The 20,406-nt window shown below is 39.5% G+C and carries 26 protein-coding genes; 4 read left to right on the forward strand and 22 right to left on the reverse strand.

The window, feature by feature from the left end:
* Positions 1 to 612: 612 nt before the first annotated feature.
* Entirely contained in the window at positions 613 to 1,176 is a 564-nt protein-coding gene (locus ACFIMM_RS05690) for an NADPH-dependent FMN reductase (protein WP_273790873.1), read from the forward strand.
* An 18-nt stretch (positions 1,177 to 1,194) separates the two neighbouring features.
* Entirely contained in the window at positions 1,195 to 1,710 is a 516-nt protein-coding gene (locus ACFIMM_RS05695) for a short-chain dehydrogenase (protein WP_375682698.1), read from the forward strand.
* Positions 1,711 to 2,050: 340 nt separating this feature from the next.
* On the opposite strand, the gene ACFIMM_RS05700 is transcribed toward ACFIMM_RS05695, so the two are convergent.
* The 22 genes from ACFIMM_RS05700 to ACFIMM_RS05805 form a co-directional block, all read right to left on the reverse strand.
* On the reverse strand, positions 2,051 to 2,173 hold the full coding sequence (locus ACFIMM_RS05700; protein WP_375692661.1) for a hypothetical protein: 123 nt from the start codon (positions 2,171 to 2,173) through the stop codon (positions 2,051 to 2,053).
* 121 nt (positions 2,174 to 2,294) lie between these two features.
* Positions 2,295 to 2,435, reverse strand: a complete 141-nt coding sequence (locus tag ACFIMM_RS05705; RefSeq protein WP_375692662.1) for a hypothetical protein — start codon at positions 2,433 to 2,435, stop codon at positions 2,295 to 2,297.
* An 844-nt stretch (positions 2,436 to 3,279) separates the two neighbouring features.
* Positions 3,280 to 3,462 carry a hypothetical protein gene (locus ACFIMM_RS05710; RefSeq protein WP_375682699.1) on the reverse strand — a complete coding sequence of 61 codons (183 nt, stop codon included), beginning with the start codon at positions 3,460 to 3,462 and terminating at the stop codon, positions 3,280 to 3,282.
* Positions 3,463 to 3,590: 128 nt separating this feature from the next.
* Positions 3,591 to 3,770 carry a hypothetical protein gene (locus ACFIMM_RS05715; protein ID WP_375692663.1) on the reverse strand — a complete coding sequence of 60 codons (180 nt, stop codon included), beginning with the start codon at positions 3,768 to 3,770 and terminating at the stop codon, positions 3,591 to 3,593.
* 450 nt (positions 3,771 to 4,220) lie between these two features.
* Positions 4,221 to 4,784 carry a hypothetical protein gene (locus ACFIMM_RS05720; protein ID WP_375692664.1) on the reverse strand — a complete coding sequence of 188 codons (564 nt, stop codon included), beginning with the start codon at positions 4,782 to 4,784 and terminating at the stop codon, positions 4,221 to 4,223.
* Between the two features lie 10 nt (positions 4,785 to 4,794).
* Positions 4,795 to 5,169, reverse strand: coding sequence for a hypothetical protein (locus tag ACFIMM_RS05725; protein ID WP_375682701.1), 375 nt, complete (start codon positions 5,167 to 5,169; stop codon positions 4,795 to 4,797).
* Positions 5,170 to 5,257: 88 nt separating this feature from the next.
* Positions 5,258 to 6,409, reverse strand: a complete 1,152-nt coding sequence (locus ACFIMM_RS05730) for a DUF6990 domain-containing protein (RefSeq protein WP_375682702.1) — start codon at positions 6,407 to 6,409, stop codon at positions 5,258 to 5,260.
* A gap of 13 nt (positions 6,410 to 6,422) precedes the next feature.
* Positions 6,423 to 6,788: a hypothetical protein gene (locus tag ACFIMM_RS05735; RefSeq protein WP_375627744.1), complete on the reverse strand. Its 366-nt coding sequence runs from the start codon at positions 6,786 to 6,788 to the stop codon at positions 6,423 to 6,425.
* Positions 6,789 to 7,018: 230 nt separating this feature from the next.
* Positions 7,019 to 7,384, reverse strand: coding sequence for a hypothetical protein (locus ACFIMM_RS05740; RefSeq protein ID WP_375682703.1), 366 nt, complete (start codon positions 7,382 to 7,384; stop codon positions 7,019 to 7,021).
* A gap of 228 nt (positions 7,385 to 7,612) precedes the next feature.
* Positions 7,613 to 7,969, reverse strand: coding sequence for a hypothetical protein (locus ACFIMM_RS05745; protein ID WP_375638447.1), 357 nt, complete (start codon positions 7,967 to 7,969; stop codon positions 7,613 to 7,615).
* Between the two features lie 225 nt (positions 7,970 to 8,194).
* Positions 8,195 to 8,422 (reverse strand): hypothetical protein, encoded by a 228-nt coding sequence (locus ACFIMM_RS05750; protein WP_375682704.1) that lies wholly within the window; start codon positions 8,420 to 8,422, stop codon positions 8,195 to 8,197.
* Positions 8,423 to 8,685: 263 nt separating this feature from the next.
* The gene (locus ACFIMM_RS05755) at positions 8,686 to 8,928 is read right to left on the reverse strand and encodes a hypothetical protein (RefSeq protein ID WP_375692665.1); all 243 of its coding nucleotides are present in this window, start codon (positions 8,926 to 8,928) and stop codon (positions 8,686 to 8,688) included.
* Between the two features lie 833 nt (positions 8,929 to 9,761).
* Entirely contained in the window at positions 9,762 to 10,091 is a 330-nt protein-coding gene (locus ACFIMM_RS05760; protein WP_273790893.1) for a hypothetical protein, read from the reverse strand.
* Positions 10,092 to 10,103: 12 nt separating this feature from the next.
* Positions 10,104 to 10,301, reverse strand: a complete 198-nt coding sequence (locus ACFIMM_RS05765) for a hypothetical protein (RefSeq protein ID WP_375682706.1) — start codon at positions 10,299 to 10,301, stop codon at positions 10,104 to 10,106.
* Positions 10,291 to 10,881: a hypothetical protein gene (locus tag ACFIMM_RS05770; RefSeq protein ID WP_375682707.1), complete on the reverse strand. Its 591-nt coding sequence runs from the start codon at positions 10,879 to 10,881 to the stop codon at positions 10,291 to 10,293. The genes ACFIMM_RS05765 and ACFIMM_RS05770 overlap by 11 nt, the downstream gene beginning before the upstream one ends.
* A 48-nt stretch (positions 10,882 to 10,929) precedes the next feature.
* A complete protein-coding gene (locus ACFIMM_RS05775) occupies positions 10,930 to 11,322 on the reverse strand; it encodes a hypothetical protein (protein ID WP_375631951.1) in 393 nt (130 codons plus the stop codon).
* A gap of 174 nt (positions 11,323 to 11,496) precedes the next feature.
* Positions 11,497 to 12,000, reverse strand: a complete 504-nt coding sequence (locus ACFIMM_RS05780; RefSeq protein ID WP_375682709.1) for a hypothetical protein — start codon at positions 11,998 to 12,000, stop codon at positions 11,497 to 11,499.
* Positions 12,001 to 13,021: 1,021 nt separating this feature from the next.
* Positions 13,022 to 13,282 carry a hypothetical protein gene (locus ACFIMM_RS05785; protein WP_375682710.1) on the reverse strand — a complete coding sequence of 87 codons (261 nt, stop codon included), beginning with the start codon at positions 13,280 to 13,282 and terminating at the stop codon, positions 13,022 to 13,024.
* 61 nt (positions 13,283 to 13,343) lie between these two features.
* Positions 13,344 to 13,541 (reverse strand): hypothetical protein, encoded by a 198-nt coding sequence (locus ACFIMM_RS05790; RefSeq protein WP_375647100.1) that lies wholly within the window; start codon positions 13,539 to 13,541, stop codon positions 13,344 to 13,346.
* A gap of 1 nt (position 13,542) precedes the next feature.
* On the reverse strand, positions 13,543 to 14,097 hold the full coding sequence (locus ACFIMM_RS05795) for a hypothetical protein (RefSeq protein WP_375630091.1): 555 nt from the start codon (positions 14,095 to 14,097) through the stop codon (positions 13,543 to 13,545).
* Between the two features lie 48 nt (positions 14,098 to 14,145).
* Positions 14,146 to 14,700, reverse strand: a complete 555-nt coding sequence (locus tag ACFIMM_RS05800; RefSeq protein ID WP_375611610.1) for a hypothetical protein — start codon at positions 14,698 to 14,700, stop codon at positions 14,146 to 14,148.
* 8 nt (positions 14,701 to 14,708) lie between these two features.
* Positions 14,709 to 15,230, reverse strand: a complete 522-nt coding sequence (locus ACFIMM_RS05805) for a hypothetical protein (RefSeq protein ID WP_375682712.1) — start codon at positions 15,228 to 15,230, stop codon at positions 14,709 to 14,711.
* Positions 15,231 to 17,097: 1,867 nt separating this feature from the next.
* Here ACFIMM_RS05805 and ACFIMM_RS05810 point away from each other — a divergent pair.
* Both ACFIMM_RS05810 and ACFIMM_RS05815 read left to right on the forward strand, forming a co-directional pair.
* Positions 17,098 to 17,664: a hypothetical protein gene (locus ACFIMM_RS05810; RefSeq protein ID WP_375668241.1), complete on the forward strand. Its 567-nt coding sequence runs from the start codon at positions 17,098 to 17,100 to the stop codon at positions 17,662 to 17,664.
* Positions 17,665 to 19,151: 1,487 nt separating this feature from the next.
* Positions 19,152 to 20,096 carry a YopJ/AvrA family T3SS effector serine/threonine acetyltransferase gene (locus tag ACFIMM_RS05815; RefSeq protein WP_375682713.1) on the forward strand — a complete coding sequence of 315 codons (945 nt, stop codon included), beginning with the start codon at positions 19,152 to 19,154 and terminating at the stop codon, positions 20,094 to 20,096.
* The last annotated feature ends 310 nt before the right edge of the window (positions 20,097 to 20,406 follow it).

The following is a 20,406-nucleotide window of genomic DNA, read 5'->3' on the forward strand; positions in this document are numbered from 1 at the left end:
CAACAAGCCACGCCATAACTCGTTCCTCAACACGGACAACCCCATTAGCCTAAGGCTCCTACGACAACCCCACCCCTGCCCAAAAAACAGCCCTATCTAGCTTCTACGATAGCCTTTATCCCTTGAAAAGACAGAAGCATTTTTATTCTTTTCTCTATTGTTTTCCGCCCACTTAAGACATGAAAAAAGGAACTTCCATTGATTTGCAAATGATCGCGCAATAAGAGCATTTGAAATGAGAAAATCTTACAACTTTCTTATTCCAATTAAAAAGGATCAATGATCATTCAAAATATGACGATATATTCCATTTTTCATTGGGGATCTTGCAAGCCAATAGCTTAGAATATATTCATCAAAGCGCTTCTAAGACAGAGAGACAGCCGCAATTCTTGAGATCAAGCATTTTAATATTAATGAAAGCACTAACATTCCCTTGCAAGTTTGAGGTGTTGTTTTGTCAACAATCTTGTTAGCATGGATTGATTCTATAACTATGCGATATCAGCACAATTGCTCTTTATAAACAGCATTGATACGCGCCATTTTACTCACACTTCTTTATAAGCCTTGCGTTATAGGCTTGTGGGGAAAAGATAAAGGAGAATCCTGTTGAATATAGCAATTATTTTGGGGTCTGTGCGTCAACCTTCCTTAACAAGAACTTTAGCCAATTATTTAGCGGATTGCCTCATAAAGCGGGGTGCATCACTTCAGTGGGTTGATTTGCGTGAACAGCCCTTGCCGATGACAGATCCAGATTATCATCAGCAGGTAGAGGCTAATCCAAGTGCTGCGGTCCGTGAGTTTGTAAAAACCATTGCAGCGGCTGATGGCGTTATTCTAGCAAGCCCCGTTTATCAAGGGTCTTATTCGGGTGTTTTAAAAAATGCTCTTGATAATTTGAGCTATAATGCCTTTTTAAATAAACCTGTTGGGCTTATCTCTCATGGGAGTACGGCCAAAAAATGCGCACAACCGTGTGAACATTTAGTGCCGGTGGTACACACGCTTTATGGTTATACACTCCAATGTCAAATCGCCTCTTCCAACGAAGATTTTTCCTCAGATGATGAAGGTCGTACTTGGAAAGTTACAAGTGAAGAGGTACAAACACGTTGTGAAAGACTTGCTGATGAAATGTACACATTTTTAAAGCAAAGAGGTGGGATTTAAAGCAATAAGGGAGGGGGCATGAAAAAAAAGGATGCGCACTATCGTTATTTAGTGGTAGGGGGCACAGGGATGCTTGCCCCTTTGTATCAATCACTAGAGCCGCAAAAAGTGATTATTGCTGCACGCTTTCTTTCCCATAAAGTCCAGCTTGAGGCATTGCACAACAAACAGTTGTGCGTGTCGTTGGATTATGATTGTGCGGCATCAAAGGCGCAATTTTTAGAAGCTGTGAAGCAATGGCATGATCTAAAATATTGCATATTATGGATTCATTCGCCCGCCTATGCATTTTCTTGCGCATTAATTGAGCAGTTGGCTCTTTTGCCTAAACCGCCATGTATTCTTCATATTTTTGGTTCCAACATGCATGATCAAATGATCCTCGAGTGCGCGCGCAAAAACAAGGTTGATTTTATCCCCATTCAATTAGGACAAACAACAACGCCCAAAGGTTTACGATGGCTGACCCATAAGGAGATAAGCCAACAGGTACTGGATGCCATAAAAAAACATATGAATAAACAAAACTTATGATCAATACCTCTGCTTTGCAAAGAAGCAGTACCCCTTCAATCTCTATCCATACCCGAACACCCTCTTGAATAGCCCATACTCTCTTACATCATAGGCTTTGAGAACGAACAATCCCCTCCCTTACGCCTCTAAACAGCATGCCTATATCAACAGCTCCAAAACCAAACGTTTTTCTAACCCTTCTCACACGGGCTTATCCCCTTCTCACAACCATCACAGCTCTTGAGCAACCACACACCGTTTTACAGTTTCACGTTTTTACAATTTTGCAAATTTACAGAAAACAAGCAAACTGCCGATAAACCGCCCCATTAAAGCCTATCACCAGCCTATCATCAGCCTAGTCATTGCCATCAACCCTTATCCCCCAACGCCCTCTATTCCCACATTTCAATTTTGACGCATTGGACAATCCAACCTTTACACCTCCATTGGCTCCCTCTTCTCCCCATATCCTCCCCACAACTCTCACGGCTCTTGACCAACCACACACCTTTTTACAGTGCCACGTTTTTACGATTTTGCATATTTACAGAAAACAAGCACACTGCCGATAAACCGTCCCATTAAAGCCTATCCTCAGCCTATTCATTGCCACCAACCCTTTTCCCCCAACGCCCTCCATTCCCCCAATCCCCCATTCCCACATTCCAATTTTGACGCATTGCACAATCCAACCATCCTCCATTGGCACCCTCTTTACCCCATATCCTCCCCACAACCATCACGGCTCTTGAGCAACCACACGCCTTTTTACAGTTTCACGTTTTTACGATTTTGCAAATTTACAGAAAACAAGCAAACTGCCGATAAACCGCCCCATTAAAGCCTATCATCAGCCTATTACAAGCCTATACAAGCCTATTCATTGCCATCAACCCTTTTCCCCCAACGCCCTCCATTACCCCAATTCCCCATTACCCCATTCCAATTTTGACGCATTGCACAATCCAACCATTACGCCTCCATTGGCACCTTTTCTCCCCATATCCTCCCCACAACCCTCACGGCTCTTGAGCAACCACACGCCTTTTTGCAGTTTCACGTTTTTACGATTTTGCAAATTCACAGAAAACAACAAAACTTCCGATAAACCGCCCCATTAAAGCCTATACAAGCCTATCACCAGCCTATTACAAACCTATCATCAGCCTATTCATTGCCAACAGCCCTTTTCCCCCAGAGATCAGCGTAAAATGAGAAAAACAATCGATGCCCTCTCCCCAAGCCGTGAAGCAATGGCATGATCTAAAACTTACGCCTCCCCCATGACACGAGCACTACATGCGCTTTTTCAGCGCTGCGTTTAATTGTTTGGTNCAACCCTTTTCCCCCAACGCCCTCCATTCCCCCATTTCAATTTTGACGCATTGCACAATCCAACCTTTACGCCTCCATTGGCACCTTTTCTCCCCATATCCTCCCCACAACCATCACGGCTCTTGAGCAACCACACACCCTTTTACAGTTCCACGTTTTTACGATTTTGCAAATTCACAGAAAATAACAAACTTCCGATAAACCGCCCCATTAAAACCTATACAAGCCTATTACAAACCTATCATCAGCCTATTCATTGCCAACAGCCCTTTTCCCCCAACGCCCTCCATTCCCCCATTCCCCCAACGCGCCCTCCATTCCTCCATTCCCCCAACGCCCTCCATTTCCCCATTCCAATTTTGACGCATTGCACAATCCAACCTTTATGCCTCCATTGGCACCCTCTTCTCCCCATATCCTCCCCACAACCATCACGGCTCTTGAGCAACCACACACCCTATTACAGTTTCACGTTTTTACGATTTTGCAAATTCACAGAAAACAACAAAACTGCCGATAAACCGCCCCATTAAAGCCTATACAAGCCTATCACCAGCCTATTACAAACCTATCATCAGCCTATTCATTGCCAACCGCCCTTTTCCCCCATCGCCCTCCATTCCCCCAATCCCCCATTCCCACATTCCAATTTTGACGCATTGCACAATCCAACCTTTCTGCCTCCATTGGCACCCGCTCCGCCCCATATCCTCCCCACAACCATCACGGCTCTTGAGCAACCACACACCCTCTTACAGTTTCACGTTTTTACGATTTTGCAAATTCACAGAAAACAACAAACTTCCGATAAACCGCCCCATTAAAGCCTATCACCAGCCTATCATCAGCCTATTACAAACCTATCATCAGCCTATTCATTGCCATTAGTCCTTTCCCCCAGAGATCAGCGTAAAATGAGAAAAACAATCGATGCCCTCCTCCCAAGCCGTGAAGAAATGGCATGATCTAAAACTTACGCCTCCCCCATGACACGAGCACTACATGCGCTTTTTCAGCGCTGCGTTTAATTGTTTGGTAACCTTGTAATACGAGATCAAACGCTTGATAAAAGAAATATACAGTGCCACAATGGGTATTGTTAAGAAAAAATCAAAAACACCCCCCAGCAGAATGATCAAAATCACCGTCCAAAATGCCGCTATTTCGTAATGCATTTTATCCCCTTCCCTTTATAAATTGATTGATTGGGTTGCTTCAGTCACTTCTTCCAACTGCTGAATCTTCTTTTTCAATCGATGGGTTAAAATTTCACGAAGGATCACAACAACAGGGATCGTTGCAAAAATACATACCGATAAAAAAATCCAGAAAAGCAAGAGAATGACAAAATATTCAAATCTGATCTCATCTATCTCTTTAAAGAAAATCACATAGACATAAGCTTTGAAAAACATAATGATGAAAGAAAGGCATGCGTGGAGGATATAATCTTTGCGTGAAAAAGCGAGCCATTTTTTTAACGAATAGAAACTTATCTGTGTTTCTAGTGTTAAGTTTTGCGGCACTCTCTCTTTTTCTTTTCCGCTTTTTTCAAAGAAACAAAAATGCTGCGGCTGTTCTTTCATCAAACCTCTTTGTTTTTTCACTCTGTAATAGAGCCTCAAACGCTTGATTAAAGAATAATAAGGCGCCACAATAATCATATTCACAAAAATGGCAAAAACTGTAACTGCATTTAGAAAAAAACATCCAATCGGCAGAAAAAAAATAAAAACCGCGATCTCACTCCTCATGCGTATAACCTCATTGATTAATCTCTTGCTGCTTTATTTTTTCTTTTAGTTTTTTCTTTATTTTTTCCAATTTACGCTCTTTAAAACGACAAATCCCCCACAAAATAGAAAGGGGTGTGAGAAGACAAAACCATATCAACACTGGTAAGAGAAAAATAAGAGAACCAATTCCTTCCCATCTTGTCCATTGCAACGGCTGTACCAGAGACTTTGCACCCGCAGGAACTTCTAAAGCCATCATGATAAGGCATGTACAAAACATGATAAAAAAGCGGTGCCCTATTATTTTACACCATCCCACCCCTTTACGCATTTCCACTGAAGACACCATAAATTTTCTAAATGAAAAGAAAGACTCTTCAAATGTTGCTTTTTTCTCCTGCATTGTTCCCCTCTGCTTTTACGCTTCGCGCTTTTTACGCATTATTTTTAGGTTTAAGCTCTTTTTAAATTATCTAAACTCTTTATTTTTCTCAATAAATTTTTTCATCAATCCTAATTTCTACATCCATATATTCTAACTCCCCATCCTTTATGTAAAGAATATGAGGACGATAGTTTTTTCCATCAACCTCACAAATCGCGTCCTTTTCATAAACAAAATATCCCTGTTGCCTTAATTCTTGTCTTTTTTCCTCGATCAAATTTTCATAAGAATCTCTTCTTCTATTGCACAAATTGGGATCTGTAGCTCTAAAACATTCATAGCTTTCCACCTCCATGGAAAAATTCTTTGCCGCCTGTTGAAGCAAATCGTAACTGGGTTGCTTTGTCTTTTCTACCGCTTGAGCAATCACCATTGCGCGTTCCAGATGCTCCTCTTCGATGCTTGTTTCAAAGCCCAGCTTCTCACCTTCCATAAAGCTTTTGTGATAAGAGTGTAAAGTTTCAACATCGCCCATCAAAGCCAGAGCAGCAAGATAACGCAAGGAATAAGAAGCCAACCGAGGGACCACAGTTTTGTTTTCCCAAGGCAGGATTCTATATTGAGAGTGAAGCATCTTGCCAAGATCAACCTCAGTCATTGCCTCATCTAAAGCTTTCTCGAGTACACGACGTAAACATCCAACGCTTACCTTTTCTTCAAAAATTTCCAACCCCTTCACATCAAAACTCAATTCAAGAGCAATCAAACCTCCAGAATTATAAGGGTCTATTGTTTGGCAAGCCGCCGCATGGATACCAGAAACCACCGCAATTGCACAATCAAATCGCGGATACCCCTTCTCAGCATTATAAAGAAACTGCACTTCACGATCTGGTAAATAATAGGTGGCCAAATGATCTCCTTTTCCTTCAATTTCCACCTTCCACCCCAAACTCTTTAAAAGCGCCGTTGCACTTTCCATCGTTAAGATTTCCTCATCAGAAAGAGAAAACTCTTTTTCCTCAGATAACGGCTTAATCATCGGCATTGCTCCACTAGACGGCTCAAAAACGACAGGTTGTTCAAGCACGCGGCTTAATTCTTTTGTCACTTGGCAATACAGCCTCACCCGCTTGAAAGTAGAGTAATACAATGCCCAAATAAACATCATGACCACAGCAGAAAGCAGCGTGAAAAGCGTCAAGCCCACACCCCACGAGAGTACAACAATAATATCCATCATTTTAATATCTATCATTTTCTCCGCCCCTTCATGCGCTGTTTTGTTGAGAAGCGGTTTTTCTCCGCTTCCAGATTGCTTGCTCCAACATATCGATCTTTTCTTTCAACAGAACCGTGAAAATGATACGAACCACAAAGGCAACAGGGATGAACAAAAAAATAAACCATGATATAAGCTCCATAATTAACGAGAGAGCTGCCACGACATCCCCTTCCCACTCCGCCAACTTCCACCCAAGCAACATGGGTACGAAGCGAAGAGCCATTCTTAAAGCTGCCACAATGAAAGCAATACAAAAGATGACTTTATAATTTTTGCGTGTCAGAAACGCTTCTTCAAGCGCAAAAGTCCGTGGTTCTTTATCCAATGGTGAATTTTTTCCATTGCCCCTCATTTTTTATCCCTCATTTGTTTCAATTTTCAAGCCATTTTCATGAACCGAAGCTTTCGTCCTCACAATGAATGAGAGTTCATCAATATCAAGCGCTTGTATCCCTCATCTTTTATAAAGACAATATCAAGGGTGCATTTTTTTCCATCACCTTCAAACATCGCACGAATAGAAGGTCTCTCCTACAACGCATGAGAATATATAAAGACCAGTATTCATTTTCTGCCCTCCCTTCACACGCTGTTTTGTTGGTAAGCCGTTTTTCTTCGCTGCCAGATTTCTTGATCCAACTGCTCGATCTTTTTTTTCAACAAACGCGTAAAAATGATACGCACCACAAAGGCAACAGGAATGAGTACAAAAATTAAATCTAATATAACCTGCACGATGCAAAAGAGAACTGTTATAACATCCCCTTCCCACCCCGCCAACTTCCACTCAAGCCACATGAGTAAGAAGAGAAGAGCCGTTCTTAAAGCTGCCACAATGAAAGCAATGAAAAAAATGACTTTATAATTTTTGCTTGTCAAAAACGCTTCTTCCAGCGAAAAAGACCGTGGTTCTTTATCCAATGGTGATTTTTTTCCATTGCCCCTCATTTTTTATCCCTCATTTGTTTCAATTTCTAAGCCATTTTCATGAACCGAAGCTTTCGTCCTCACAATGAATGAGGGTTCATCAATATCAAACGCTTGTATCCCTCATCTTTTATAAAGACAATATCAAGGGTGCATTTTTTCATCACCTTCAAACATCGCACGAAGAGAAGGTCTCTCCTACAACGCATGAGAATATATAAAGACCAGTATTCATTTTCTGCCCTCCCTTCACACGCTGTTTTGTTGGTAAGCCGTTTTTCTTCTCTGCCAGATTTCTTGATCCAACTTATCGATCTTTTTTTTCAACAAACGCGTAAAGATGATACCGACCACAAAGGCAACAGGAATGAGTACAAAAAGAAGCGCTGATATAAAAACCAATATTAATGTTAAAATGAACAGGATATAATTCCACCACCCTGTCAAATCCCACTTAAAAAACATAAAGAATGCCATTATAAAAGCTGACACAATGAAAGCAATGCAAAAGATGACTTTATAATTTTTGCGTGTCAGAAACGCTTCTTCCAGCGAAAAAGACCGTAACTCTTCATCCAATGATGCATTTTTTCCATTGCCCCTCATTTTTTATCCCTCATTTGTCTCAATTTTTAAGCCATTTTCATGAACCGAAGCTTTCGTCCTCACAATGAATGAGGGTTCATCAATATCAAGCGCTTGTATCCCTCATTTTTTATAAAGACAATATCAGGGGTGCCTTTTTTTCATCACCTTCAAACATCATGTTTTCATCACTCACAGTGTACCCCCTATTGTCTTAAGGCTTCTCTTTTCTCCTCGATCAAATTTTCATAAAATATCTTCTTCTATTGCACAAATTTGGGTCTCTGACTCTAAAATTCTAAGTGCTCTTTTTATTTTCAGGAAGATAAGCTGCTTTCCAAAGAAGAAGCAAACGAGTGCAAGAAAATCGTAACGAAGTTGCTTTGTCTTTATGACGATTTGAATCATCAACAAAACCGGCCCAAATTGATTTTTTCGATATTTTTTTTCAAAACCCAAACTTTCATCTTCCATAAAGCTTTTATGAGAAAGCTGCCAAATGTTAATATCAGCCCTCAATACCAAAGCCCCAAGGGTGTGCAAGTAAAGAAGAAGCCACTTGAGAGATAGTACAATTTCCTTTTCCCAAGGAAGGGTGTTCTATTGAAAGCCAAGCACGCGGCCAAGATCAACCTCAGTCCCAGATCAACCTCATTCATTGCCTCATCGAAAACTTCCTCAAGTACACGACACGCCCTACGCTTACCTCTTCCTCAAGAAATTTCAATCCCTTTGCCTTAAAATCCACCCCTTTGCCTCAATGCCTCGTTGTCAATCTGGCCCCCCCCCCAAAATGATAAAGCCCCCAAATGATAAGGATTAATCATTTGGCAAGCCGCAGCATGGATACCAGCGTCTCCAACAATTCCATAACCAAATTGCACAAAACCTTTTTCATCCAGAGATGAGAAACTGTCCTTAGCGGTCTCGTAAATAAATAACAGTCTCGTAAATAAATAAATGTCCCTCTTTTCTTTCAATTTTCCCCCTCTACCCCAGGCTCTTTAAAAGCACTGTTACACTTGCTATGGAGCAAAAATTCTTGATCAAAACGTGTGCTTTTGGCTCACCTTCTCTATGCGCCTTGCCTCCACCTGCAAGAAAATGGGTTCTTTTTCCCCAAACACCAGAATATCTTTTGCTTTAAATATAGATTTTTCGCTCTCCATATCGCTTGGTAAGACACATTTTTATGCTTGATAAAAAGAAAATAAGTTACAAGATTTTCTCTCTTTAAGAGAACAGAAACAGCAAGTGAAACCCAAGAGCAGCCCTCTTCACTTATCCCCTCAGCACTCAAGCAAGAATCCTACTCAAGCAAGAGCCTCAATTCTTTTCAAAACACGACACAAATATAAAAAGGCATAAAACGAGAAGTGTCCCCCATGCTCCTTAATGAACAAGTCAAAGGCAAGGCTCAATAAAAGCCCTCTTCACTTTCCTCTCAGCACTCAAGCAAGAGCACCAACTCAAGCAAGAGCCTCAATTTTTCTCAAAACACGACACAAATATAAAAAAACATAAAACGAGAAGTGCACCCCATGCTCCTTAATGAACAAGTCAAAAGCAAGGCTCAACGAAAGCCTCTCTTCGCTCATTTTTCTCTCGCTCACTTTCCCTCGCTCACTTTCCCTCGCTCACTTTCCCTCGCTCACTTTCCCCTTGCTCACTTTCCTCTCGCTCACTTTCCCTCTCTCACTTTCCCCTCGCTCATTTTCCCCTCGCTCACTTTCCCCTCGCTCACTTTCCCTCGCTCATTTTCCCCTCGCTCACTTTCCCCTCGCTCACTTTCCCCTCGCTCACTTTCTCTCGCTCACTTTCCCTCGCTCACTTTCCCCTCGCTCACATCGTATAATATGACGGGAGCTCCTTTCTGCTCAACCTCTTCTTCTAATTGCCGTATCATTTTGTTCAACTGACGGGTCACGATAAAACGCATAATAAAAACAATCGGTAAGAATAAAAAAACACAGGCAAGCATCCATGCCAGTGGCTCGAATACGACAAGAGAAACAAAGTCCTGCCCTCTCCATATTTTAACGACAACAGTTATAACTATTGGAGCAGTCGCCATGACCGTAGAAAGATAGAATATTTTTTTATAGTCTTGCCAAACAAGAGAAAGCTGTTTTTTATCAAACATTCTGCTGCTTTTTTATTTTTGGGAGATCTGTTTTAAGGCAATATCGCGTTCATTCAACACGCATTTCAGTTCCTTTTTCACGCGACAATAAAGCCTCGCACGCTTGATAAACAGGTAATAAATGACAACGATTGGCGCCCATATTAAAACATTTAAGAGCGTAAAACACAGGAAAGAAATGGCTATTAATGTTATAAGACTACTCGTCATTTTGTCCCCCTTCCACATTCTGCATACGCATTGCCTGATCGCGTTGTTGTATCGCTTCTTCCAATTGTGGAAGTATTTTGTTCAATTTTCTCGTTAATTTTATACACATGATCCCAATGATCGGAGAAAAGAGAAGAACCCCTAACCATAGAAGGCCATAAATAATGCGACCTATTGAAAACCGCGGTATTATAAAACTGACCATACTATCCTTCCACCATACCAAATGTACGATAGAGAAAGCAAATTGCAAAACGGTAAAGAGGATAAAAATAAAAAGAATTATTTTACATTCTTTTGAATAAAGAGGCAGAGATTCTTTAAAGTTAAGAAAGCGTATTTTCGCATCAAGGGTCTTATGCGCGAGATTGTGTCTCTTCATTTCTCCCAGATCGTTGCGCAATTGTTGTATGGCGTGTTTTTGTTGCGTCGTACTCTTTTTCAAGTCTTGAGCGAATTTAAAAGATAACCTCATATGCTTGATCAACAGGTAAGGAAGCCTGATCATAACCATAAACATTAAAATGGCAATAATGATGCCCCCTAAAAAAGCCAAATGTTGTAGTATTATAATGCTCACTTTTTTCCCCTATCACATTGATGTGAAATTATCATTTTCATTCTCTTCTCAAACAAATGTTTCTAATCTCTTTGCTGTTTTTTTCACGCCATAATGAAGGAGACTATGGAGAATTAAAATAACAGGCAAAGTGATGGCACTACATACCAAAATAAACAAAAACGGCAGCGCTTCAATCAATAACAAAAAAAACAACGGATTATTGTGTGAAACAATCGCATATCGTATAGTAAAAGACGAAAAAAGCACAGCATGTATAAAAAGCGCAACTGCAATGAAAGCCATCCAAGAGATTATTTTATAATCTTTTTTTGAGAGAAGCAAAGATTCTTGAAAAGAAAAGGCACGCAACTGTGTTGCAAGAACTGTATTCTGTCCTCTCCCTCCTGCCTGATAATGCCTCAAATTCTGCGCTGCACCCTTTTTTAATTTCCTTCGCATCTTACATAACAGTACTGCCCGTTTTATCAAAGAATAATAAATGGACAAGATGATCTTCACGGTAGAAAAGAGTATCATGCTCCACGCAGAATAAATAACGATAACTATCCCTAAGGAGATCAATAATGTAGTTATTAAAAGAGGCATTATAGAAGTGATCACTTTTCCCCCCTATCATATTTTGTTGAGAGATTGGTTGTTTAGCTGTTTCTGCTCTGGTAAGTTTTCCCATTGTAGCATCATTTCCTTCGCATCCCGTTTAAATATGGCGTTAAAAATAGAAAAGAGCGGAAACAACCCAAAAAGAAAGCCAAAAATTATTTGCGGCAAGAGACATAAAAAAGCCCAAACACCATTCCACCCTAAGTTACGAAGAAATTCGATCGCAGGAATCTGTATAAAAATCTGACTCATTTCTTGAAGATCTTCTTGTTTCATTTTTCCCAGTGCTTGGAGCTGTTCCTTGGATATAATGTGAAAAAATTCCAAAGGATCCATATAGGCAGACGCGGAAAAAAGCACCAACAAGAGGATAGCCAAACAACAAATGATGATATAATCGCCTGTTGAGAGAGCCATCCATTTTTTGAAAGTTGCCGATTGATCCAACACTGGCTGCGATACAAAAGCCTTATCTCCCTTATGGGCAGATTGGTGTTGTGATTTATCTTCGATCATACGGATACTCCCCCACTTCTAAAATTCCCACTCTTCAATATTTGATAGCACGCCACCAGCGCGGTAAATTCGCTTAGCACCCTTCTCAGAGTAATGCAAGCACTATAAATCCCCTCTACGTATTTTATTCATTTGCCCTATACGCGCTTATACATAAAGCACTATACGTGAGGCACTTACAAGCCCAAACACCCCTTTTTCCAAGGTGGTGCCCCCATATTGAAAGCCCAAACACGCGGCCAAGATCAACCTCAGTCCCAGATCAACCTCATTCATTGCCTCATCAAAAACTTCCTCAAGTACACAGCATAAATGCCTTACGCTTACCTCTTCCTCAAAAAATTTCAATCCCTTTGCCTTAAAATCCACCCCTTTGCCTCAATGCCTCGTTGTCAATCTGGCCCCCCCAAAATGATAAAGCCCTAAAATGATAAGGATTAATCATTTGGCAAGCCGCCGCATGGATACCAGCGTCTCTCACAATTCCATAACCAAATTGCACAAAACCTTTTTCATCCAGAGAGAGAAACTGTCCTTCACGGTCTCGTAAATAAATAGATGTCCCTCTTTTCTTTCAATTTCCCCCTCTACCCCAGGCTCTTTAAAAGCACTGTTACACTTTCTATGGAGCAAAACGTGTGCTTTTGGCTCATCTTCTCTATGCGTCTTACCTCTCCACCTGCAAGAAAATGGGCTCTTCTTCCCCAAACACCAGAATATCTTTTGCTTTAAGTATAGATTTTTCGCTCTCAATATCGCTTGGTAAAACACATTTTTATGCTTGATAAAAAGAAAATAAGTTACAAGATTTTCTCTCTTTAAGAGAACAGAAACAGCAAGTAAAGTCCAAGAGCGGCCTCTCTTCACTTTCCCCTCAGCACTCAAGCAAGAATCCTACTCAAGTAAGAGCCTCAATTCTTTAAAAAAACACGACACAAATATAAAAAAAGCATAAAACGAGAAGTGTCCCCCATGCTCCTTAATGAACAAGTCAAAAGCAAGGCTCAACGAAAGCCTCTCTTCACTTTTTCCCCTCGCTCATTTTCCCCTCACTCACATCGTATAATATGACGGGTGCTTTTTTCTGCTCAACCTCTTCTTCTAATTGCCGTATCATTTTGTTCAACTGACGGGTCACGATAAAACGCATAATAAAAACAATCGGTAAGAATAAAAAAGTACAGGCAAGCAGCCATGCCAGTGGCTCGAATACGACAAGAGAAACAAAGTCCTGCCCTCTCCATATCTTAACGACAACAGTTATAACCGTTGGAGCTGTCACTATGACCGTAGAAAGATAGCATATTTTTTTATAGTCTTGCCAAACAAGAGAAAGCTGCTTTTTATTTTTGAGAGATCTGTTTTAAGGCGATATCGCGTTCATTCAGCACGCATTTCAGTTCCTTTTTCACGCGACAATAAAGCCGCGCACGCTTGATAAACAGGTAATAAATGACAACGATTGGCACCCACAATAAAACATTTAAGACCATAAAGAACAGGAAAGAAAAGGCCATTAATGTTATAAGACTACTGGTCATTTTATCCTCCACGCCCATTCTTCATACGAATTGCCTGATCGCGTTGTTGTATTGCTTCTTTCAATTGTTGAAGTTTTTTGTTCAATTTTCTCGTTAATTTTATACACATGATCCCAATGATCGGAAAAAAGAGAAGAAGCCCAAACCATAGAATGCTCAACAGCTGCATGATAACGCCGACCATATCGCTCTTCCACCATACCAAATTTGCGACAAAGAAAGCAGATTGCAAAACAGTAAAGAGGATAAAGATAAAAAAGATTATTTTACATTCTTTTGAAGAAAGAGGCAGAAATTCTTTGAAGTTAAGAAAGCGCATTGTCGCATCAAGGGTCTTATGGGCGAGATTGTGTCTTTTCATTTCTCCCAGATCATTGCACAATTGTTGTATGGCTTGCTTTTTTTGCGTTGTACTCTTTTTCAAGTCTTGAGAGAGTTTAAAAGATAACCTGATATGTTTGATCAACCGGTAAGGAAGCCGGATCATAACCATAAACATTACAATGGCAATGATGGTGAACCCTAAAAAAGCCAAAAATTTTATAACAATAGTCACGTGTTTCCCCTATCGCATTGATGTGAAATCATCATTTTTATTCTCTTCTCAAGCAACCATTTCTAATTTCTTTATTGTTTTTTTCACGCCATAATGAAGGAGACTATGGAAGATTAAAATGACAGGTAAAGCGACAACAATACACGCACAAAACCAAAACAGCAGCTGCATGCCAAAAACGCCAACCTTAAACAATAGAGGCATATAATTGTGTAAAAAAATCACAGATTTTGGAAAAAAAGCAAAAAAAGCGAGCAAAACTGCGAAAACCACAATCACAATGAAAGCTAGAAAAAAGATGATACAATAATCTTTTCTTGAAAGTTCCAAAGATTCTTTAAAAGAAAGGGAGCTGAGCTCTGTTGCAAAAACTGTATTTTGTCCTATGCTGACTTTCTGATTATGCCCCAAATTCTGTAATGCACCCTTTTTTAATTTCCGCCGCATCCCACACAACAATATTGTCCGTTTTATCAAAGAATAATAAAGTACCAAGATTGTCATCAGAGTAGAAAAAAGTATCATGATCTCCCCGAGAAACATGACAGTACTCCACCATACTGTAGTCAAAATTACAAAAGTACTTATAAAAGAAGCAGCCACTTGTTTCCCTATTGTGTTTTGTTGAGAGATTGGTTGTCTAGCTGTTGCTGCTCTGGCAATGTATCCCACAGCTTCATCATTTCCTTCACCTCCCGTTTAGAGATAGCGTTAAAGACAAAAAAGAGTGGAAAGAACACCACAAGAACACCAAAAATCATTTGCGGCAAGAGACATAAAAAAGCCCAAACACTATTCCATCCCGCGTCACGCAAAAACACGATTGCAGGATTATTTTCAAAAGGCTGTTTCAAGATCTCCATAATCATTTTTCGAAGATCTCCTTGTTCCATTTGTCCCAGTGCTTGAAACTGTTCTTTGGATATAACGTGAAAAAACTCCAAAGGATTCATATAGACAGTCGCGGCAAAAAGCACCAACAAGAGGATAGCCAAACACAAAATGATGACGTAATCTTTTCTTGAGAGAGCCGTCCATTTTTTGAAAACCGCACACTGATTCAACACGGGCTGTGACGCAAAAGCCGTATTTCCCTTATGGGCAGATTGGTGTTGTGATTTATCTTCGATCATACGGATATTTTCTCACTTCTAACATGCCCACTCACTCTTTGAGAACATGCAACCAGCAAAACCGGTTTATCTAGCACTCTTTTCACCATGAAACACACGCTATAAGCCCCTTTAAGTCTATTTTTAAATTCCTCATACGTGACAACATACAATCCCTAAACCTTACAAGCACAAATGCCATTGTATCCTCTTATCTATTACCCACACTTCAAAAGACAATGTTTCACAAAACTCAACAAGCAAAAATATTCAATCTAAGAAATATCTGATGTGTAAAGTTTACAAACAATACGCTGATTTATAACAATTTATTGTTTTTCATATTAAATGAGAACCCTAAATACCGTAGGATTGTCTTATTCCAAACCTATTCCATATTAAATCAACCCAAACCATGTCTCTTGTGCGTTACAAGCAGAAAGAGCCATATAGAGTAAAACATTAAGAAAGGATGATAAATGCCTCTAAGGAAGCGCCTCAAATGCCAAGAGCTGTCCGCAACAATGAGAGCTGGCAAAATGTGTGATGCTATAGACTTTCTTCTTCACAAGCGTAAAAATGGAAGTGTGCAATAGATTTTATATTATTCAAACTTTATATGGATTTCATTGGGGACTTTATCGTTATACCCTTCATGAGCACCCTTGCAAAATGGGCAAAAGAGAGCCCTAAGACATGGCTCTTTAAAAAGCAACACAACACAAAACAAAGTCAAACAAGCAATCGATTATCCAGTATAAAAAACGTGCGACAAACAACCTTAATCCTCATTTGAAAGCTTCTTAATCAAAAAGGCTTCATTTTAAAAATTCTTCATTAAAGATGAAATATCTCACAGCCCCTACATTTGTATAGCCCCTACATTCATCAAGGCATCTCTTATAAAAGCATCTTTTTATAAAGGCATTTTCTTCTTATAAAAACAGCCTCTTTCGATAATGCATTCCGTCCTTTAAACGACATCCCCTCGTCTTATGATGAGATCCATTAAAACGGAAAACTTATACTCTATAAAGGATACTTACAAAGGATACACCAAACAAAATAGCGAGATCATTCACAGTTTATTTTAAGCCGATAAACGATATTTTATTTGAAAATATAGGGCATCTTATGTTATTATAATAGAATGCGGAGGTTTGCTTTTTGCCGCTCTCTGCCACTCAACAGAAGACAATATATCTCCTATAAAGGATAAAAGTATGCTTAACAGCGTGATGTATATCAAATATCTTGGGAAAGCGCCCAACAACAAAAAAATAAGAGAACCCAAATAAAAAGCTTCCAACTTAAGAAAACAATGACCTTTCAAAAGTGGAATTGAAAAATTTCCACAAAGCGCTCGTGAAAAAAGAGACAAATAATCCCATTAGAAAAAACTTCCTATTAGAAAGACGATGACATGCCCTTGAAATCCATTGTTATTTTTTCATTCACATTTGACAAAAATTTTCCTTCAATCTCTCAAGAACAGTTAAGAAATATTTAGAAAGCAAATAATCCGCTAGCAATAAAAAAATAAGCATGACAGGGGCGGAAGATAAGACTGATAGGGATAAGATAAAAAAGGTAAGAAACCACCTTAAAGATGATTTTTTCGCCCCACACCGTTGCTTTTCTTTGCATTTAAAACGCCTTTAGTATCGTTTGTTTTTTGATCTGCAACGGCTGATATTTCCCGGTATTTGCTCACTCCCCCCCAGTATTTTCCCCCTTTTAAGTATTTTCCTCCTTTTAAGTATTTTCCTCCTTTTAAGTATTTTCCCCCTCTTAAGTATTTGCTCCCCCCAATATTTGCGCCAAGTGCTTTTTACATCACTGTCCCCCATCAACAGACAGTTTCTTTTTCATTCAAATGGTTAAGTTCATGAAAATACGTAAAAAACGCGGTAGATCGAAAATAACAGGAAAGCAAGAGCCCAATAGCTGTATTTCACGTGCCCAAAATTCCAGCGAATCTGCGCTTCAATCTGCGATTGAAATGCGTGCAAAACACTTTGGTTTAAGCTTCGAAGAAGCGAAAAATCCGCTTGTCGGAACCTATATTGGGCGTCTTTGTTTGCTTGGCTATAAAGAAGCTTCATCAGGCATCAGTAAAGAGCAATATGACACGGCGCAACAATACTTGCAAATTAGAAACGACTATTTATGTGCAAAAGGTTTACCAAACGGTTATTATGATGGTTTTACGCACAGCGCATCAGATGAGAAAGCAAAAAAGCAATGGGTCCAAAGAGCAACGGAACACTATGAAGCTATGCAAGAAGCGATTAAAGAAGCACAATATCTACATCGTCAACACAACTTTCATGCGGCATTACACTATCTTGTTATAGAAGATCAACCGCTGCCTAATCTTGTTGGTTCGTTGCGTATTATTCTTGATGCCCTTTATAAACATTTTGACAGTTCTACCCAAAAGAGCCTTGGCTAAAACACCCATCATTTCCTCCCCCTCACAGGATAAAGATTCTCCCCCTTCTTTTATAACATGCCTCTTTATAACCAGCGCCTTTATAAAGTCCCCCTTTGGCAAATGACACTTGAGAACCTCTGAGCATGCCCTTTCATAGAATTTCATGGGATTGACAAGCTTAAAGCGCACAACAAACAAGCTTAAAAATATCCACCACGCCCTTTAAAAAAATACTTCAACTGTCAAAGAGACTTAACCTTATACCTACCAGTGCCTCACTTAATCCATGCCTCAAAGGACAATATTTCACGGCATGGACAGGATAAATATTGCCCCCTCTTTAAAAAACAGCAACATTCTTCTCTCTACCCCCATTGTAACAAACCACCCTCATCATACACTTCACCCAATATCGCAACATCCTTAGCTCTTCAGACAATTCATTATCGTCATTTTACGTCTTTTCTTGTACAATTCTATATGGCTCTTCTGATCTTATGACGGACAAAAACTATGGCTTTTATTTCAGCATAATCTGGTTTTCTCATTCAAGATAAATAATGATAAAATATCCACTATAAATCAATAGCTTATCATTAAAACAACCCGTTGATTTTTGACACAATTAAAAGCATCATCCCTTAAACGAAAGAAAAAGCCCCTACTAACAATCTTCTCCCTCATCAACAACTGCACCGATAACCCTCCACACCCATCACACCACCACTAATACGACAGCCAGCACAACCCCAATCACCCCCACAAATCGCCAACACCTAAAGCTTTGCCCCGCAACACCTTCCAACCACCGCCTTCCCAATTTCATCAATAAAATACCACGGATTTCAAAACCACAATTCTCCCTTCACCTTTCCCCTCCTTTCTCAAAGGAGAAAATGTTTTTTGCCACATCAAAAACTTTTCCATTAAAACAAGATATTTTGCTGCATAGCTAATGAATGAGCTTTTTTCTGTAGATTTTTCCCGCGATAAAGGAGGAAAAATAATCGTTTTGCGGTTGACAGAATATGAAAAATCGTATTTAATGATGGATGCGGCAAGGGGTTTTCTGCGTCCAGATTTCATCGTAAAATTTTCGCATTATCATAGACTATTATAAGTTATTATAAACTGTTATAAAACAGTGTGTTTCGCGACAATGTTTAAAACTTTACGGTTTGAAGGTATCTTTCGTCCTTTTCTGACTGTTTTCTTTTGCATTACACAATTTGCATCACCAACAACTCTATAATTTTGAGATTTTCAAAACAAGTGGTATTCAATAAGGGCTCTCAATAGAACGCCCTAATAATCCCCCCATAAAATACCAATATCATACATCACAGCAATGATGAGCAATACACGCATAAAAATATGAAAACAGCATTATTATGCTCTCATCGCCTCACCTTTCAAGATGCAAAGGCTTGTTTTTCAAAACATTGTTTAGCCAGAATTGAAGAAGATAATATCACTTATCGATCATCAACATAGAGGCTAAGATTATGAAGCCACAAGATTCTCCCCCACCACATTCCTCACAAACCCCAGAAGGTGCAAGTGCACCTGAAGGGACGCATGCAAATGCATCATTAGACACTCTTACTGCACATTTAGAACGGCTTAACATTGAAAAAATAAAAAACACCCCTTTTAATCGTGCGGAATTAAAAGATATTATTGCCGGTTTAGAAAAGCATAATGCCGATGGCAGTTGGATCAAAAATTATTATGATATTCTAGATCTGTACATGATGCCAGCCTTGGTCGATCAAGCAAATCGTAAATATCCAGAGATGAATCTCAAACTTACAAGCCCCCCTGACGGCTTTGCCCTTGCTCTCAAAGAAACGCTCGAAAAGGGCATAAAATCTTCTAGGCTGATCGTTAACGCACAAGATAGGGGAATTCATTTTGCGGTTGTCGATCATCAAACCATTGATAATAAAACATCTTTGATCTTTTTTGAACCGACCTTACTGCGTGACACGCTTCCCGCATTACTTGCATTAAGAACGCGACAATCCATTGAACATCACCAATTTCCGAATATTCATTTTGCCATGGTAGAAATGGATATTCAACGAAGCTCCTCTGAATGTGGGATGTTCAGCTTAAGCCTTGCCAAAAAGCTTTATCTCGAAGCTCAAAAATTAGAAAGACTACACAAAGATAATATTAAGGGTGTGTTATGTGAACCAGACACGCCTTTACCTGCTGAAAAATTAGATCCATATCTTCCAGCTCGTTTATACAAACACGTGCAAGGAAGAAGACGTCTTGGGGAATATCTAAAAGCCAACCCAGAAGCAGCACAGGAGAAAGTAAACAAAAAAGGCGAAACCCTAACCGAAAGATTTGAGAGAAGCTTGGTAGCAACAGAGACAAAAACTGTTTCTGTTTCACAACACAGAAAAAGAGCCACAGAATACAAATCTCTAATGATGTAATAAGCGTTTTAGCCATAGCCATATTCCACATCCACAAAGAATAAAGCTCTGCGGCTTTACGGTAAGGCATAAATTGCTGTTAGCAAATCTTCTTTTGAGGTAAAGATGCAAACAGTAAGCAACGTGAGCTCTTAAAAGATAAAAAGATACCTTACCTTTGACTCTTAAAAGCGCGGGATTTTGTCTTTCGTAACAAAATTTTTTAAAATAAAGATGATTTCACCTCTTTGTTTTTTTTAGATAAAAATCTTTCCTGCAAACATTGTTTAGCCAGAATTGAAGAAGATAATATCACCTATCGATTATCAAT

Origin of the sequence: Bartonella sp. AP258QHHD, from assembly GCF_042196145.1 — a bacterium.
Classification (GTDB): Bacteria; Pseudomonadota; Alphaproteobacteria; order Rhizobiales; family Rhizobiaceae; genus Bartonella.

Bases quoted from the DNA above. Each gene is read 5' to 3' on its own strand.
- ACFIMM_RS05810 (WP_375668241.1), top strand. From the start codon at position 17,098: ATGAAAATACGTAAAAAACGCGGTAGATCGAAAATAACAGGAAAGCAA.
- ACFIMM_RS05775 (WP_375631951.1), bottom strand. From the start codon at position 11,322: ATGCGAAGGAAATTAAAAAAGGGTGCAGCGCAGAATTTGAGGCATTAT.
- ACFIMM_RS05760 (WP_273790893.1), bottom strand. From the start codon at position 10,091: ATGTTTGATAAAAAACAGCTTTCTCTTGTTTGGCAAGACTATAAAAAA.
- ACFIMM_RS05745 (WP_375638447.1), bottom strand. From the start codon at position 7,969: ATGAGGGGCAATGGAAAAAATGCATCATTGGATGAAGAGTTACGGTCT.
- ACFIMM_RS05790 (WP_375647100.1), bottom strand. From the start codon at position 13,541: ATGACCAGTAGTCTTATAACATTAATGGCCTTTTCTTTCCTGTTCTTT.
- ACFIMM_RS05730 (WP_375682702.1), bottom strand. From the start codon at position 6,409: ATGATAGATATTAAAATGATGGATATTATTGTTGTACTCTCGTGGGGT.
- ACFIMM_RS05705 (WP_375692662.1), bottom strand. From the start codon at position 2,435: ATGGTTGTGGGGAGGATATGGGGTAAAGAGGGTGCCAATGGAGGATGG.
- ACFIMM_RS05805 (WP_375682712.1), bottom strand. From the start codon at position 15,230: ATGATCGAAGATAAATCACAACACCAATCTGCCCATAAGGGAAATACG.
- ACFIMM_RS05765 (WP_375682706.1), bottom strand. From the start codon at position 10,301: ATGACGAGTAGTCTTATAACATTAATAGCCATTTCTTTCCTGTGTTTT.
- ACFIMM_RS05720 (WP_375692664.1), bottom strand. From the start codon at position 4,784: ATGAGGAGTGAGATCGCGGTTTTTATTTTTTTTCTGCCGATTGGATGT.
- ACFIMM_RS05740 (WP_375682703.1), bottom strand. From the start codon at position 7,384: ATGAGGGGCAATGGAAAAAAATCACCATTGGATAAAGAACCACGGTCT.
- ACFIMM_RS05780 (WP_375682709.1), bottom strand. From the start codon at position 12,000: ATGATCGAAGATAAATCACAACACCAATCTGCCCATAAGGGAGATAAG.
- ACFIMM_RS05725 (WP_375682701.1), bottom strand. From the start codon at position 5,169: ATGCAGGAGAAAAAAGCAACATTTGAAGAGTCTTTCTTTTCATTTAGA.
- ACFIMM_RS05710 (WP_375682699.1), bottom strand. From the start codon at position 3,462: ATGGTTGTGGGGAGGATATGGGGAGAAGAGGGTGCCAATGGAGGCATA.
- ACFIMM_RS05695 (WP_375682698.1), top strand. From the start codon at position 1,195: ATGAAAAAAAAGGATGCGCACTATCGTTATTTAGTGGTAGGGGGCACA.
- ACFIMM_RS05735 (WP_375627744.1), bottom strand. From the start codon at position 6,788: ATGAGGGGCAATGGAAAAAATTCACCATTGGATAAAGAACCACGGACT.
- ACFIMM_RS05750 (WP_375682704.1), bottom strand. From the start codon at position 8,422: ATGGAAGATGAAAGTTTGGGTTTTGAAAAAAAATATCGAAAAAATCAA.
- ACFIMM_RS05815 (WP_375682713.1), top strand. From the start codon at position 19,152: ATGAAGCCACAAGATTCTCCCCCACCACATTCCTCACAAACCCCAGAA.